The following is a 12,744-nucleotide window of genomic DNA, read 5'->3' as shown; positions in this document are numbered from 1 at the left end:
GCCTTGGCTCATGGCATGGCGTGGCGGTGCGCAGCGGAATAGCTGCCGGTGACGTGGTGCTCGAGCTGCCGTTCGATGTCGGTCAGCAGGCTGGAAGCACCGAAGCGGAACAGGTCAGGCTGCAGCCAGTCGTTGCCCAGCTCTTCCTTCATCAGCGTGAGGTACTGCAGCGCCATCTTTGCGGTGGCGATGCCGCCCGCGGGCTTGTAGCCGACCTTGTCGCCGGTGAGCGCCAGGTAGTCGCGGATGGCGCGCACCATCACGAGCGACACGTCGAGCGTGGCGTTGATGCCTTCCTTGCCGGTCGAGGTCTTGATGAAGTCGGCGCCGGCCATCATGCAGACCCAGCTCGCCTTCGCGACGTTGTCGAGCGTCTGCAGGTCGCCGGTGGCGAGGATGGCCTTGACGTGGGCCTCGCCGCAAGCGGCGCGGTACGCCTTCATCTCGTCGTAGAGCGCGGCCCAATCCTGCGTGAGCACATGGCGGCGGCTGATGACGATGTCGATCTCGCGCGCGCCGTCCTGCACCGAGAGTTCGATCTCGCGCAGCTTGGTCTCCATGCTGGACAGGCCCGCCGGGAACGCCGTGGACACCGCGGCGACCGGGATGCCGCTGCCCTGCAAGCCGCGCACGGCGGGCGCGATCATCTCGTGATAGACGCACACGGCGCCGGTCTGCAACGCGTCGAGTCCGAGTGCCGCCATCAGGTCGCGGCGCAGCGGCTGGCGCGCCTTGGCACACAGGCGCGCGACACGGCCGGGCGTGTCGTCGCCGGACAGCGTGGTCAGGTCCATGCACTGGATGGCTTTCACCAGCCATGCGGCCTGCCAGTCCTTCTTCTGCGATCGGCGGGCGTTCAGTGAATCGATGCGGCGCCGCACGGCGGGCTGGTTGACGCGCACCGATTCGATGAGCGACAGGTCGAGCGGAATGCCGCCGGGACGAGAGTGGGAAGTCATGGTCATGCGCTCAGGGAAAGCGGGGTGCCGTGCATCAGTGCCGGCAGGCCGAGGTGGCGGGCGACCGTCTGGCCGAGGTCGCAGAAGGATTCGCGCAGGCCCAGCGACTGCGCCTTCACGCCAGGGCCGGCGAAAAGCTGCGGCACGTATTCGCGTGTGTGGTCGCTGCCGGGAAAGGTCGGGTCGCACCCGTGGTCTGCCGTGAAGGCACAGAGGTCGCCGGGACGCAACTTCGCCATGAAGGCGGGCAGTCGCGCATCGAATGCCTCCAGCGCCTGCGCGTAACCTGCGAGGTCGCGGCGGTGGCCGTAGTTCTGGTCGAAGTCGACGAAGTTGGCGAACACCAGCGCGCCTTCGGGTGCGCTGTCGACCTGCGTCATCAGGTGGTCGAACATGCCCATGTTGTCCGGCGCCTTGTGCAGTTGGGTCACGCCACGCATCGCGAAGATGTCGCCGATCTTGCCCAGCGCGATCACCTCGCGCCCTTCGCGCGAGGCCACGTCAAGCAAGGTCTCGCCCGGCGGCGGCACGGCGATGTCCTTGCGGTTGGCCGTGCGCTTGTAGTCGCCGTTGGCGCCGGTGAACGGGCGCGCGATCACGCGGGCGATGCGGTACGGCTGCAGCAGTTCGAACGCGACCTTGCAGATCTTGTAGAGCCGCTCCAGGCCGAAGTGCTCTTCGTGCACGGCGACCTGGAACACCGAGTCGCCCGAGGTGTAGACGATGGGCCGGCCGGTGGCGACATGCGCGTCACCCAGGCGCGCGATGATCTCCGTGCCGGACGCATGGCAGTCGCCGAGGATGCCGTCCAGGCCGCAAGCCTCGGTCCAGGCACGGATCAGTTCCGGCGGGAAGCACGGGTCCGGTTCCGCGAACACGCCCCAGTCGAAATCGACCGGCACGCCACTCATCTCCCAATGACCGCTGGGTGTGTCCTTGCCGCGCGAGCGCTCGGCGGCCGCGGCCCACGCGCCGGTGAAGCCATCACGCTGCGCGCACGCGGCCGGCCAAGTGCCGCTGGCAGCGTGCGATGCGGCCGCAAGGCCCAGGCTTTCGAGGTGCGGAATGCGCAAGGGCTGGCCTTGCGCCTCGCGCCATTCGGCGATGTGGCCGAGCGTGTTCGAACCGCTGTCGCCGAAGGCCGCTGCATCGGGTGCGGCACCGACGCCCAGCGAATCCAGCACGAGGATGAAGCTGCGTGTCATGGCGGATCAGGCGGCCAGGCGTTCAACGCGTTCAACACGCTCGACACGTGCAATGCGCGCCAGATACGCCTGGATCAGGCGCGTCAGGTCCCTGGCGCCGATGGCCGCGTACTTGAGCGTCTGCTCGTGCGACAGCGGGAAGTCCGACAGGCCCTCGGCCAGGTTGGTGATGGTCGCGACCGCCGTGACCTTCAGGCCGCAGTGGCGCGCCGTGATGACCTCGGGCACCGTCGACATGCCGACCACGTCACCACCGATGACCTGCATCATGCGGATCTCGGCCGGCGTCTCGAAACTGGGGCCGCTGTACGCGACGTATACGCCTTCGTGCCACGGCACCGACAGTTCGGTCGCGGCATCCTTCAGGATGGCGCGCAGGTCGGCGTCGTAGGCGTTGGCCATGCTCATGAAGCGCGGACCGAAGCGCTCGTCGTTCAGGCCGATCAGCGGATTGCCCGGCATGGCGTTGATGTGATCGGTCAGCGCCACCAGTTGCCCCGGCCCCACTTCGCGGCGCAGCGAGCCGGCAGAGCAGGTCAGGAAGATCGATTCGCAGCCGAGCAGCTTGAAGGTGCGCACCGCCGAGGTCATCACCGCCGTGCCCTTGCCTTCGTAGAAATGGCTGCGGCCCTTCATGCACACCACCGGCACGCCGCCGAGATGGCCCGCCACGAGTTCACCGGCATGGCCGTGCACCGTGGAAACCGGGAAGCCCGGCAGATCCGCATAGGGGAAGGTCACCGCGTCGCTGATCTGCTCCGCGAGCGCACCGAGGCCGGAGCCCAGCACCATCGCCACGCGCGGCACGAAGCCCGGCATGCGCTTCTGGAAGGCATCACGGGCCTCGAAGGAAAGGTTGGAACAGTCGCTCGTCGTCATGGAATGCCTCTCGTGTCTGGTTGCGCCGCGCCGGACCCGGCTCGATTGCCGGTGGCATGGACGCTGGGAGCCGTGATGGTCCGCGAGCGGCAGCTATATGACAAATATCATTTATGTCTGCGCGGCCAATGTTTTCTGTATGGCTTCGGAGATCGGGCCATCGGCCCCCTGAGTCCGTCGCGTGCGCAGCGAAGGCCAGGCGACTCAGGGTTTACATGGACAAATGAAGCGTTGACATGAAGTCTTCATCTCCATAATCTCCAACCCCACGACAGCAATCGGTTTGATTTGCCGTCGCGCAGCAACAGCGCTGCTACACATACCGGCTATGAAAGCCCTCGATTTACGCGAAAGCGTGATCGAGGGCTTTTTCGTTTTTGGAGCACAGATGACAATGGTTCGAAGCGCCGACGAGGCGAACGTCTTCCCCGACGTGAAGGTGGCGAGCATCCAGATGGCGCCACGGATTGGCGACAAGGCCGCCAACCTGCAGCAGTCCATCGACTTGATCGAGGAAGCCGCAAGGCAGGGCGCGGTGGTCGCGGTCCTGCCGGAACTGGCCAACACGGGCTACGTGTTCGCCTCAAGGCAAGAGGCGTTCGCTCTCGCCGAATCGGTGCCGGACGGCGAGAGTTCCAGGGCATGGCTCGACGTTGCGCGCCGCTGCAACATCCACGTCGTCGCGGGTATCGCGGAGCGAGTCGGCGACCGCCTCTTCAACGCCGCGTTGATCGCGGGTCCAAAGGGCTACATCGGCACCTACCGCAAGTTGCATCTGTGGGGCGACGAGCACTTGTTCTTCGAATCCGGAGACCTCGGCCTGCCGGTATTTCACACCGAGCTTGGCCGCCTTGGCGTCGTCATCTGCTACGACGGCTGGTTCCCGGAGGTGTATCGCCTGCTGGCCATGCAAGGCGCGGACATCGTATGCATGCCGACCAACTGGGTGCCGATGCCCGGCCAGGCCAGCGGCCAGATGGCCATGGCCAACACGCTCGCCATGGCGAACGCGCATGCCAATGGCCTGAACATCATTTGCGCCGATCGCGTCGGCATCGAGCGCGGCCAGCCTTTCATCGGACAGAGCCTGATCGTCAACGAGCAGGGCTGGCCCATCGCAGGCCCCGCCAGCAAGGACGGCGAAGAGATCCTCTACGCGGCGATCAACCTCAGGAAGTCGCGCAGCGCGCGTCATCTCAACGCCTTCAACTGCGTCCTGCGCGACCGCAGGGACGATGTCTACGACCCCATGCTCGGCACCGGCTGGCCACTGCCGCGGTACTGATTCCAACCCACGCTCCACCATTTTTTTTCCACCCACACATCACTCACGAGGTCTTGCCATGTCCACACTCCAGAACTTCTTCCGCCTGAGCGCCATTGCCGCGACGGCCGCCATTGCAGTCAGCGCCTACGCAGCCAATCCTGTCAGGATCGGCGTGGCCGTCGGTCTCTCGGGCGCGAACAGCGTGGTGGCGCCTGCTGTCGTGCAGTCGTCGCAACTCGCCGTCGATGAAATCAATGCCGCCGGCGGCATCCTCGGGCGCAAGGTCGAACTTGAAATCGTCGATGACGCATCGGGCGCCGTCGGGGCGCAGAAGGCCTTCGACACGCTCGTGTTCCAGAAGAAGGTCAACGCGATCATCGCCATGGAGACCAGCGCCGCACGCAACGCTGCGCTGCCTGTGGTGAGCAAAGGCAAGGTGCCTTACATCTATACCTCCTTCTACGAAGGCCGCTCATGCAACAACTCGATGTACGTCAACGGGTGGGTACCGGAGCAGCAAGTGGCGCCGGTGGTCGACTATTTCTCCAAGGCAAAGAACGCCAGGACCTTCTTCCTGGTCGGCAATGACTATGCGTTCGGACGCGGCATGCTGAACTTCACCAAAAAGTACATCGAAGAAAAGGGTGGCAAGGTGATCGGCGAGGAATTCCTGCCCATCGACGGCAGCGACTGGACTTCCGTCATCTCGAAGATCCGCTCGGTCAAGCCCGACGCCCTGATCAGCGCGACCGCCGGCGGCGCGCCCAATGTGTCGCTCGCCAAGCAACTCAAGGGCGCCGGCATGACGCTGCCCTACGGCAACCTGGCCATCGACGAAGGGACGGCCAGGACCATGGGTGAGGTCGCCAGCGGCATGTACATGTCGGCCTCGTACCTGACCAGCATCGACTCGCCCGAGAACAGGAAGTTCGTGAGCGCGATGACGAAGAAGTTCGGTGCCGACCTCGAGACACCCAATGAACTGTCGGAGCCACAGTACGAAGCCTTTTACCTCTACAAGGCCGCCGTCGAAAAGGTCGGCTCAACCGATTCTGCAAAGGTAATTCCGGCGCTTGCGGAAGTTTCGTTCGACGGGCCGCGTGGCAAGGTGCAGATGAACAAGAGCCGCCACACGCCGCTGTCGATGCGCCTCGGCCAGGTCCAGCCGGACGGCTCCATCAAGATCCTCGAGACCTTCGCCAATGTGGACCCGGGCGCGCAATGCCCGAACGTCAACTGAGACGGCACGCATCCATCACAGACAAGGAGTAATTCATGGTGCTGCTACTGGACCTGATGACGACGGCTTCTATGCTGTTCGTCGTCACGGCGGGGTTGATGATGATCTTCGGGGTGATGAAGATCGTCAACTTCGCTCACGGCGCGCTGCTCACGCTGGGCGGCTACGCGAGCTACGTGGTGACGCAGCTCAAACTCGACCCCTGGCTCGGCTGGCCTTTGGCGCTGGCGGCCGGAGTGGTGGTCGGCATGGCCGTCGAGTGGCTGATCGTCAAGCCGCTGTACAAGCGGCCGCTCGACGCCATCCTGGCGACCTGGGGGCTGGGCATTGTGATTGGCCAACTGATCGTGATGGCGTTCGGCCGCGAGGTGCAATTCGTGGACGCGCCGCTGTCAGGCACATGGTCGGTGTTCGGCGTCGACTATTCGGCGTACCGGTTGCTGCTGGTCCCGGTCGCCATCGTGCTGTGCCTGTTGCTGACCGGCCTGCTCAACGGCACGCGCTTCGGCATCCGCACCCGCGCCGTCATCATGAATGAGGATCTGGCCAGCGGCCTGGGCATTCACTCCGGCTGGGTGCGCTTCGTGACCTTCAGCCTGGGCGCCGGGCTGGGGACCCTCGCCGGCACCATGATCACGCCGCTCTCCAGCGTCGACCCGAACATGGGCATGCCGTGGCTGGTCAGCGCCTTCATGCTCGTGATGGTGTCGGGCCACTCGATGCTGAGCCTGATGTTCACCTGTCTCGTGTTCGGAACTTGCCAGGTGCTGGTGAGCACCTATGCCAGTCCGGTCCTCGGTGGCCTGACCATCGCCGTTCTTGCAGCCGTCACGCTGCGCATTCGTCCCAAGGGGTTTGCACATGGCTGAAGCCAACATGGCCGCACTTCCGGTGGCCGCTCAAGGAGGCCGGCCGATTCGCTCAGCACGCGGCCCGCTCCTGCTCGGCGCGGCAGGCGTCCTGCTCATCGTCATCGGGCCGTGGGTGTTCGACACCTACCTGCTCAATATCCTGATCAAGTCCTTCTTCTTCGCCATCGCGGCGATCACGGTCGACATGCTCTGGGGCTACACCGGATACCTGACCTTCGGGCAATCCGCGTTCTTCGGCATCGGCGCCTATGCGGCGGGCCTGGGATTCACGCACTGGGGTTTCTCGACAAGCACCGTCCTTCTTGCACTTGGCGCGGCTGTGCTGGTCGTGGCCGTGGTGGCCGCGCTGGTGGGCTGGCTGTCGTTCTACCGGGGCGCATCGCCATTCTTCGCGACCGTCATCTCGCTGGTGCTGCCGATCGTGCTGACGCAACTGTTGTTGTCGGGTGGTGAATGGACCGGATCGAGTTCGGGACTCACGGGCTTTGAAACCTTCGACCTGTCGATCGAAGCCTGGTACTGGGTATCCGGTGCGGCGGTGGTCATCGCCGGTCTGCTCGCCTGGATGGTGGTGCGCAGCGATGCGGGCCGCATCCTCGCGGCCATACGCGACAACGAATCCCGTTGCGCGTATCTCGGCATCAATGCCCCGGTCGTGAAAATCTGCCTGCTGGTTGCCACAGCCGTGGTCACGGGACTTGCCGGCTTCGGCTACGGCTCGTTCAGCGGTGTCGTCGCACCGGAGCTCACGGGCTTCGTCTTCGGTACGGAACTGATCATCTGGGTGGCGCTGGGTGGCCGCGGAACCTTGTGGGGGCCGTTGATCGGCGCAGTCCTGATCAATGTCGCGACCGCCTACCTCAGCAGCAGCATGCCCTTCGCCTGGCAGTTGATCCTGGGCGTGGCCTTCGTGCTGGTCATCGTGCTGCTGCCGCAAGGCCTTGTGCCCCTGTTGCTGAAGCCGCTGGGCCTGGGCCGCCAGTCGGCCAAGGCGTTGACGCTGACCGAACGCGCCGTGCGGTCGTCAGCGGCAGCATCGGACAAACCCGCGTTGGCGATGCACGGCGTGACCAGGAGCTTTGGCAGCCTCAAGGTGTTGCAAGGCATCGACCTGGAGGCGCACGCGGGACAACTGGTGGGTCTGATCGGACCCAACGGCGCGGGCAAGACGACGCTGATGCGCTGCATGAGCGATGGCGCCGATCGCACCTCCGGCACGGTCGAACTGTGTGGCAACGACATCGGTCGACTGCCTCCCGATGCCTGCGTGCATTTCGGGCTGGGCCGCAAGTTCCAGAATGCCAATGTGTTCGAGTCGCTGACTGTCGCCGAATGCCTGCGCATCGCGGGGACGATCCTGGAGAGGCCTTCCCTGGTGCGCAACGACAGCACTTTGCGGCTGCCGCCCTACGCGCTGGACGTGGTCCGGACCACGGAACTCGACCGCAAGCTGGATGTGGTCGCGCGAGATCTGTCACACGGGGAACAGCAGGCGCTGGAACTGGCGATGGTGCTGGCACTGGAGCCGAAGATCGTGCTGCTCGACGAGCCCACGGCGGGCCTCACCAAGGCCGAGCGCACGCAGATCGGCAAGGTGCTCTCATCGCTGGCGCTTCGCTATCAACTCTGTTGCCTGCTGGTGGAGCACGACCTCGACTTTGTCGAGGAAATCGCGACGCGCATCGTTGTGTTGCACCAGGGGACGATCGTCATGCAGGGCAGCTTTCAGGAGGTCGTGAATTCCGACCTGGTCAAGACCATCTACGCCGGCAGCGCGCACGCCGCCAGGGAGGCCGCATGAACCAGTCCGCGCTGCAACTGAATGCCGTCACCAGCGGCTACAAGAGCTCGGTGGTGCTGCGGGATGTGTCGCTTTCGATCCGGACGGGGGAAGCGGTGGCCCTGCTGGGCAAGAACGGCATGGGCAAGAGCACGCTGTTGAAGACCGTCATGGGCTACCTGCCGAAGAAGGCCGGTGCCATTCATCTCGCGGGCGGCGACATCACGCGGCTGCCGCCGCACCGGGTCGCCCGCATGGGCATTGCCTATGCGGCGCAGGAGCACGCGCTCTTCGCCGACCTCAGCATCCGTGACAACCTGCGCCTGGGCCTGGCGAAGGAATCGGTCTTCGACGAGCGCTTCGCGGAAATCGAACCCGTGTTCCCGGTATTCAAGACCCGGCTCAGGCAATACGCCGGAACGCTTTCGGGCGGAGAGCAGAAGATGCTGCTGCTGGCGCGCGCGCTCATGATGCGGCCGTCGGTGATCCTGCTCGACGAGATCACCGAAGGGCTTCAACCCTCGGTGATCGATCGTCTGGCCGCCGCACTGCTGTGGGAGCGGGAAAAGCACGGCACCACCATGCTCATCGTCGAGCAGAACGTTCCATTCGCGCTGAAGGTCGTCGATCGCTTCGTCATCCTGAAGCAAGGCGAGATCGTCGACGAAGGCAATGCCAGGGACGATGATGCCGCCGAACAAGTCTTCAAACACCTTCGGGTCTGATCGCATGAACACAAACCTCCGCAGGGCGCCACGCGTCTGCCAGTTCATCTCCACGGGCGGAACGATCGCGATGAAGGTCGATCCTGCCACCGGGGCGCCGGTACCGACGCTCTCCGGGGACGACCTGCTGGCCAGCGCTCCCGGCTTGCAACGCATTGCAAGCCTGCGGGTGAACAACCTGTTCAACCTGCCATCGGACTACATGGGGCCGGTGCAATGGGTGGGGCTCCATCTGGCCGTGGAAGATGCGCTGGCGCAGGACGATGTGGCGGGCGTCATCATCTCGCACGGCACGGACACCCTGGAAGAGACCGCCTGGTTCCTGGACCTGACCGTGACGAGCACCAAGCCCGTGGTGCTCTTCGGTGCTCAACGCAACGCATCCGAGCCGGACTACGACGGGCCGCGCAATCTGCTGAATGCGGCGCGTGTCTGCACCGCGCCCGATGCCGCCGGAATGGGCGCGATGGTGGTGCTCAACAACCAGATCAACGCCGCGCGCGAAGTCACCAAGTCCCACACCTCGGATGTCGAGGCCTTCAAGTCCGGTGACTTCGGCTTCCTCGGTGTCGTCGACGACGACCGGGTGGTGTTCGCGCGCGCGCCGCTGCGGCGGCAGCACCTTCCACTGACCCGTCGCCTGCCGGAGGTGGCGATCGTGCCCATGTACGGCGGCGCCGATGGATCGATGATCCGCTGCGCAGCGAGCAACGGCGCCAGGGGCGTGGTCGTGCAGGCCCTCGGCTGGGGCAATGTCAGCCTGCCGATGTACGAGGCCATCCGGGAGGTCATCGATGCCGGTGTGGCGGTCGTGATCTCCACGCGCGTTCCCAACGGGAGGGTGCGGCCGATCTACGGCTTTACAGGGGGTGGCAAAACGCTCCAGGATGCTGGCGCGGTGTTCGCGGATGACCTCAGCCCGCAGAAGGCCAGGATCCTGCTGATGCTGGCACTCCAGGTTCCTGTATCCCCCGTGGCTCTGCAAGGCCTGTTCGATCGCTAGGATCCATGTCCATGGCAATCATTGAACCTTCCACTGCCGACTGGCGCATTGGCGTCCTGTTCTCCCGATCGGGCGCCACCGGCGTGACCGAGTCCGAGCACTTCTTCGGAACGGTCCTGGCGATCGAGGAGATCAATGCCAGGGGCGGCGTGCTCGCCCGCAAGCTGGCGCCCATCGCCTACGACCCCAAGGGCGAATCCTCGGAATACCGGCGACTGGCAACGCATCTGCTGATCGACGACGATGTCAACGTGATTTTTGGCTGCTCACGGTCGTCCAGCCGAAAAGCAGTGCTGCCGGTCATCGAGCGCAACAATGGCTTGCTCTGGTACTGCTCGTTCTACGAAGGCTTCGAATACTCGCCCAACGTGATCTACACCGGCGCAGTGCTCAACCAGAACAGCATGCAACTCGCAGCCTATCTGTTGCGCAACAAGGGGGCGAAGTTTTTCCTGGTGGGTGCGGACTACATCTATCCGCGCGAATCGAACCGGGTGATGCGCGACATGGTCGAGCAACACGACGGCGAGGTGATGGACGAGGTCTATCTGCCGATCGAAGCCACCGAAGCACAACTGGATGAAGTGCTTCGCGACATCGCCGAACTCCGGCCCAATGTCGTGTTCTCGACCCTGGTTGGTGAATCGGCCCGCATGTTCTACAAGCGCTATCGACAGCATGGCCTCGATCCCAGGGACATTCCGATTGCCAGCCTGTCCATGGCGGAAGAAGAAATCCGGTTGATCGGGGCGGAGTTGTGCGAAGGTCACATCACTGCGGCGACGTACTTCAATTCACTCGACAACCCGAGCAACAAGCACTTCGTTTCGCTCTGGCACCAGCGCTTCGGCAACAAGCCCACCAGCACCTGGTCGGAAATGGCGTACAACCAGGTGCACCTGTTCGCGCTCGCTCTGGAGCGCACCGGTAGCCTGGATACGGCAAAGCTGGTCCAGAGCGCGCACGCGGTGACTTTCGATTCACCGGAAGGGCTGCTGGCCATCGATGCGGAGAACAACCATTGCGCGCTGACGCCACGAATCGGCGTGTGCCGGCGCGACGGCCAGTTCGACGTGGTCTGGGAAGGCAGGGAGCCGATCAAGCCCGACCCCTACCTGTCGACTTTCGGCTTTTCAGAGTTCTGGCTGAGTTGAACCGTGAGCAGTATCCGCCGCCTCCATGAAGACTTGCGCAGCATCAGCGTGGCCGTCGTCTATCCACCGGGCGAGGAACGCGAGGTCCTGATCGACCAGTTGAAGCGCATCGGTTGCCGGCTTCGCATCGTCTGGCCCTTTCCTGGTGACCCGCCCGCGGAAGCCGACGTCATCTTCTTCCAGGTGGCGCAGGAGTTGCAGGGCAGTTCGACGTGGACCGCCAGTTCGATCGACGCCACACTGATCGCGCTGTCGGACTACGAAAGCCCGACGACGCTGAAGTTGCTGCTCGACACCAGCGCGCATGGCGTGATCACCCGACCCTTCCGGTCATCAGGCATCTTGAGCACTCTGGTGCTGGCGCGTTCCGCTCAGAGCTTTCAGGCGCGGCTTCAAAGCAAGGTCCAGAAGCTGGAAGACACCATCAAGTCGCGCCGGCAGATCGAAAGGGCCATCCGCATGCTGTCAGAGAGCCAGCAGCTTTCCGAAACGCAGGCGTATGAACACATGCGATCCCGGGCCACCAAGCTGCGCATCACGGTGGCCGAAGTCTCCGCGATGATCATCGATGCGCACGAAGCGATGGAAAAGCTCGGGCTGGGGCGTGCAGGCGGACCGCGCTGAGCAGTGGCTGGCATTGCCCCCTGGAACGGTACCCGGCGATCAGGCCGGCGACCGCGAGCAAGGCACCTGGCATCACCCCAAACCCAACGCCCGAGCCTCCTCCTCATACGCCGGGTACGAGGCCTTCATCACCGCCCCGTTGAGGATCATCTCCGCCACCGCCTCACGCGAGCCCGCTTCGAAGACACGTGTGCAAATCCACACCGATTCCGTGCGCGCACTCTCGCTCAGGGCGATGATCTCGCGCTCGAGTTCGTAGTCCTGGTCGACAAACAACGGCCCTTTCAGCAAGCGGATCTCCTGGCCGGCAAACAGCCCGACAGCCGGCTTGCGGCCGCTCAGTTGGGCCTCGGCAGAGGTCGAACCCAGCAGCACGCTGATCATCTCCATCGGGATGATCGGCCGGCCCCAGGGCGACTGGGTGCCGGTCTCGCGTGAATACCAGGCGCAGGGCTCCGTGATGACCTTCAGCTTGTCGGCCAGCGTGAACGGGTAGTGGTCGCCCATGTGGTCGTCGAAGCCCATGCGGATCTTCTCGACGACCGCGCCGCGCTGACCCACCTTCAGGTCGCGGTTGATGACCAGGCCCGTGGCCGGCCGCAGCTTGGCGATGCGATTCTGGATCTCGTGCGGCAGGCCGTTCGCGTCGCCGATGGAAGCCGAGCCCGCCAGAACCGGCGTGCCGTCGCGCTTCTCGGCCCAGATGCGCACGAAGCGCGGATGCTGCGAGGGTGCGGATTCGACGAAAGCCCGCACCTCCTCGCCCTCGACCACCATGTTCTGGTAGTGCGCGCTGATGCAGCCCGTCTCGAACCAGGCCTGGCCGAAGACCTTGTAGAGCAGCGGATCGAACTGGCTGAAATGCGTCGGCCCTTCGATCGGCCCCGCGCGCAGGCCCAGGCCTTCGGCCATGGCGTCGTCGTGGATGGACTTGTGGCCGTCGTAGCGCTGGTCGGCCAGCATCTGGCGAGGCTTGCGCAAGGGGCCACAGAGGAACGAGGATTCGGCGAAGGGTGAGGTCATGGATCGGCTGGGT

12 protein-coding genes are annotated in these 12,744 nt (G+C 64.5%); 8 read left to right on the top strand and 4 right to left on the bottom strand.

Translation table 11 applies throughout. The features are described from left to right. Positions 1 to 8: 8 nt before the first annotated feature. From deoC to xapA, 3 genes are read right to left on the bottom strand one after another with little or no spacing between them, the layout of a single operon-like run. Complete coding sequence (gene deoC, locus WKW82_RS16775; protein WP_340343443.1) at positions 9 to 965, bottom strand: deoxyribose-phosphate aldolase; 957 nt, start codon at positions 963 to 965, stop codon at positions 9 to 11. Next, the gene (locus WKW82_RS16770; protein ID WP_340343442.1) at positions 962 to 2,164 is read right to left on the bottom strand and encodes a phosphopentomutase; all 1,203 of its coding nucleotides are present in this window, start codon (positions 2,162 to 2,164) and stop codon (positions 962 to 964) included. Before WKW82_RS16770 ends, deoC begins: the two co-directional genes overlap by 4 nt. A 6-nt stretch (positions 2,165 to 2,170) precedes the next feature. Next, complete coding sequence (gene xapA, locus WKW82_RS16765; protein ID WP_340343441.1) at positions 2,171 to 3,043, bottom strand: xanthosine phosphorylase; 873 nt, start codon at positions 3,041 to 3,043, stop codon at positions 2,171 to 2,173. Positions 3,044 to 3,437: 394 nt separating this feature from the next. Here xapA and WKW82_RS16760 point away from each other — a divergent pair, with 394 nt between their 5' ends. From WKW82_RS16760 to WKW82_RS16725, 8 genes are read left to right on the top strand one after another with little or no spacing between them, the layout of a single operon-like run. Further along, positions 3,438 to 4,328, top strand: coding sequence for a nitrilase family protein (locus tag WKW82_RS16760; protein ID WP_422823503.1), 891 nt, complete (start codon positions 3,438 to 3,440; stop codon positions 4,326 to 4,328). Positions 4,329 to 4,386: 58 nt separating this feature from the next. Then, a complete protein-coding gene (locus WKW82_RS16755; protein ID WP_340343439.1) occupies positions 4,387 to 5,550 on the top strand; it encodes a substrate-binding protein in 1,164 nt (387 codons plus the stop codon). Between the two features lie 35 nt (positions 5,551 to 5,585). After that, positions 5,586 to 6,419 (top strand): branched-chain amino acid ABC transporter permease, encoded by an 834-nt coding sequence (locus WKW82_RS16750; RefSeq protein ID WP_340343438.1) that lies wholly within the window; start codon positions 5,586 to 5,588, stop codon positions 6,417 to 6,419. Next, positions 6,412 to 8,223, top strand: coding sequence for a branched-chain amino acid ABC transporter ATP-binding protein/permease (locus WKW82_RS16745; RefSeq protein ID WP_340343437.1), 1,812 nt, complete (start codon positions 6,412 to 6,414; stop codon positions 8,221 to 8,223). The genes WKW82_RS16750 and WKW82_RS16745 overlap by 8 nt, the downstream gene beginning before the upstream one ends. After that, entirely contained in the window at positions 8,220 to 8,927 is a 708-nt protein-coding gene (locus WKW82_RS16740; protein WP_340343436.1) for a branched-chain amino acid ABC transporter ATP-binding protein, read from the top strand. The genes WKW82_RS16745 and WKW82_RS16740 overlap by 4 nt, the downstream gene beginning before the upstream one ends. A 4-nt stretch (positions 8,928 to 8,931) precedes the next feature. After that, positions 8,932 to 9,930, top strand: a complete 999-nt coding sequence (locus tag WKW82_RS16735) for an asparaginase (protein WP_340343435.1) — start codon at positions 8,932 to 8,934, stop codon at positions 9,928 to 9,930. A gap of 11 nt (positions 9,931 to 9,941) precedes the next feature. Next, positions 9,942 to 11,084: a transporter substrate-binding domain-containing protein gene (locus WKW82_RS16730; RefSeq protein WP_340343434.1), complete on the top strand. Its 1,143-nt coding sequence runs from the start codon at positions 9,942 to 9,944 to the stop codon at positions 11,082 to 11,084. A 3-nt stretch (positions 11,085 to 11,087) separates the two neighbouring features. Beyond that, a complete protein-coding gene (locus WKW82_RS16725; protein WP_340343433.1) occupies positions 11,088 to 11,708 on the top strand; it encodes an ANTAR domain-containing response regulator in 621 nt (206 codons plus the stop codon). A gap of 72 nt (positions 11,709 to 11,780) precedes the next feature. Here the strand turns inward: WKW82_RS16725 and WKW82_RS16720 are convergent, their stop codons facing one another. After that, positions 11,781 to 12,731, bottom strand: coding sequence for a hypothetical protein (locus WKW82_RS16720; protein WP_340343432.1), 951 nt, complete (start codon positions 12,729 to 12,731; stop codon positions 11,781 to 11,783). Between the last annotated feature and the right edge of the window lie 13 nt (positions 12,732 to 12,744).

Origin of the sequence: Variovorax rhizosphaerae (genome assembly GCF_037889975.1) — a bacterium.
Lineage (GTDB): Bacteria > Pseudomonadota > Gammaproteobacteria > Burkholderiales > Burkholderiaceae_C > Variovorax > Variovorax rhizosphaerae.
This window is presented reverse-complemented; position numbering and strand designations above follow the sequence as displayed.